The sequence below is a fragment of the Candidatus Eisenbacteria bacterium genome, from assembly GCA_035712145.1.
In the GTDB taxonomy this organism is placed as follows: Bacteria; Eisenbacteria; RBG-16-71-46; order RBG-16-71-46; family RBG-16-71-46; genus DASTBI01.
Window position 1 is genome coordinate 1 of the sequence record DASTBI010000100.1, and the last position, 1,841, is coordinate 1,841.

Annotated in this window: 2 protein-coding genes; one reads left to right on the forward strand and one right to left on the reverse strand. The window is 69.6% G+C overall.

Annotated features, from left to right (window positions below; genetic code table 11):
- The coding region (locus VFQ05_06215) for a transposase (GenBank protein HET9326346.1) at window positions 1-1,255 on the reverse strand (1,255 nt) is incomplete at its 3' end.
- Between the two features lie 120 nt (window positions 1,256-1,375).
- Here VFQ05_06215 and VFQ05_06220 point away from each other — a divergent pair.
- Window positions 1,376-1,841: histidine kinase dimerization/phospho-acceptor domain-containing protein (locus VFQ05_06220; GenBank protein ID HET9326347.1), on the forward strand; the 466-nt coding region annotated here is incomplete at its 3' end.

Genomic DNA, 1,841 nt, shown 5'->3' on the forward strand with positions numbered 1-1,841 from the left:
CTGCACCTTGCCGGTCCTTCATCTGCCCGAAAACCGGCTCGACGCTTTGCCCGCGCTGGCGATAGAGGCTGCGGCCCCGCCTGGTCCGCAGCTTGCGCTCCATGCGCGCCCGCGCCGTCATCCGCTTCGGCATGCGCCCGCGCGGCGGCGGCGCCTGGCGCAGGGCCGCGCGTTGCTTGTGGTCCTTCTGCGTGGCGATGAGCAGCTCGCACTCTTCGGTCTCGGTGGCAGCGTTCGCGTCCGACCAGTAGCCCGCGTCCGCCACGGCAGCGCCCAGCACGGCGTCCTCGCCCAGCACGAGCTCGACGTTCGCCTGCGCCTGGTTGAGCATGCCGGTGAGCTGATGGCTGTCATTGGCCTCGGTGGTCACGTCGGCGGCGAGGATGATCTGCTCGCGCGTCACCACGATCTGCGCGTTGTAGCCCTGCACCCAGCCCTGGCGGGTCTTCATGATGCCGCTCTCGGGATCGGTGACGTTCGCCACCGCATCCGGGTCGACGCTTGGATCAGGCGCCTTTGGCTTGCGGCCTCGCCGGCGCTTGCCGGTCGCCTGCTCCTCCGCCCTGCGGGCATCAATCTTCGCCTGCTGGCGGGCCACAGCCTCAGCCGCACGCTTCTCCAGCTTCGCCTTGCACGCCATCAGGCGCGCCTGCCGATCCACAGCCTTGGTCAACCCCTCCGGCAACGCGTCGCCACGCTGGTCCTGGACTTGGCGGTCCTCGCGGGCGTCCACCGCTTCCGCTTCCGCCAGCATCCGGGCGATCTCCGCCTCGATGCTGCTGGCGGTGCGGTTGGCATCGAGGGCGGCATTGGCCTTGACCTTGGTGCCGTCGAGCGCCACCAGCCCCAGCCGGATCAACCCGGCCGCACGGCACAGCTCCAGCACTGCCAGGAATACGGCCTTCATCCGCTCGACATGCCGCTGCCGGAAGCGGGCGATCACGCTGTGGTCGGGAACGGCGGCGCCGACGATGAAGCGATAGCCGACATCGCGCCCGCAGAGCCGCTCGATCGCGCGGCTCGAGCGGATGCCGTGGCTGTAGGCATAGATCAGCAGCGCCAGCAGAACCCGCGGGGAAAAGGGCGCCTGGCCGGCCTTGCCGACCTTGCAGGTGGCCTCGAAGCCGGACAGGTCCATCAGCGCCACCGCATCAACGATCAGGTGGACGATGTCACCTTCGGGCAGCCAGTCCATCATGTCGACCGGCAGCAGGTAACGTTGCCGGCGGTCCGGCTCGCGGAAGAAGCGGGCCATCCCTGTCCCTCCCCGGCTCACCGCCGGAGCGAATCACGCCGTTGCCCGCGCGTCAAACCCTCCACCCGTAGCCCAGCGGCCCCGTTCCGCAACTCAGGGCTCGATTCTGCAACAGGCTCCATGAGCCATGAGATCAGGACGCCGATGACGGCGATCCTGGGCATGGCCGACCTTCTGGCCGGCGACGATCTGCCGCCGGACGCGGCGCGTCATCTGGGTGCCATCCGCGCCTCCGGCCGACAGCTCCTGGCGGTCATCGACGATGTGCTCGACGTCACCCGGATCGAGGCCGGGACCGTCCAGCTCGAGACGGCCGACTTCGATGTCCCCCGCCTGGTCGAGGAGGTCAGGTCGATCCTGAACCCGCAGGCGGTCGAGCGCGGCCTTGTCTTCGCCTTCGAGTTTCCCGGCGAGGTCCTGCCGGCGGTCCAGGGTGACCCCACCCGCCTCCGCCAGGTGCTGCTCAACCTTGTAGGCAACGCGCTCAAGTTCACCGAGCAGGGGCGCGTCGCGGTCGCGGTGTCCCGGCTCCCGGCGCCGGCAGGGTCGATCAGGCTGCGCTTCGAGGTGCGCGACACCGGCATCG